Source organism: Acinetobacter seohaensis, from assembly GCF_056431365.1.
Map to the genome: position 1 here is coordinate 1 of NZ_JBWKMK010000057.1, position 527 is coordinate 527.

At 41.7% G+C, this 527-nt stretch carries 2 protein-coding genes; both read right to left on the reverse strand.

Annotation, left to right across the window (positions count from 1 at the left end):
- Positions 1-193, reverse strand: a 193-nt coding sequence (gene tnpB / locus AC07E5_RS09585; RefSeq protein WP_498625318.1) for an IS66 family insertion sequence element accessory protein TnpB, incomplete at its 3' end; no start/stop codon positions are given.
- Positions 136-519 carry an IS66-like element accessory protein TnpA gene (tnpA, locus tag AC07E5_RS09590; protein WP_004762545.1) on the reverse strand — a complete coding sequence of 128 codons (384 nt, stop codon included), beginning with the start codon at positions 517-519 and terminating at the stop codon, positions 136-138. The genes tnpB and tnpA, both read right to left, overlap by 58 nt.
- Positions 520-527: the final 8 nt, after the last annotated feature.

The following is a 527-nucleotide window of genomic DNA, read 5'->3' on the forward strand; positions in this document are numbered from 1 at the left end:
CACGTTTATTACAGAACAGGTAAGCACAATGCGGTTTAATGTAGCCAAAGGCTCTCACCACCTGAGCCATGACAGTATCCATCCCTGCTCGCATATCCAGAGGTTGGGTAGAAAGCCAGATTTCATCAATGCGGATCATGTTGCAAGTGCCTTGAGTAATTCTGCTAAAGCAGATATTTCTGATACTTGCCATTTCAAGCCAATTTCTGCTTTTGAGTGGGGTAAAGTAATTTGAACCGTTAACATGTCAGTAGGAGTAGGATCTAATGGTGCAGAGCAAGATAAGGCAATAAATGCAGGTTTATTCGGTAGTGGTGAGCGATCATTCCCTGGCTTACCATCAATTAAGCGAATCCATTTGGATACAAGATTTGTATTCAATCCATGTTGCAAAGCGACCGAAGCAATTGAAACGTCCGGTGCTTTACAAGCCTGAACGATCTGCTGTTTAAATTCAGCACTGTATGTTCTTCGTTTTTTCGCAAGAGATGCGATGGATGTCTGGTGATTTGTAGTCATAAATTTTA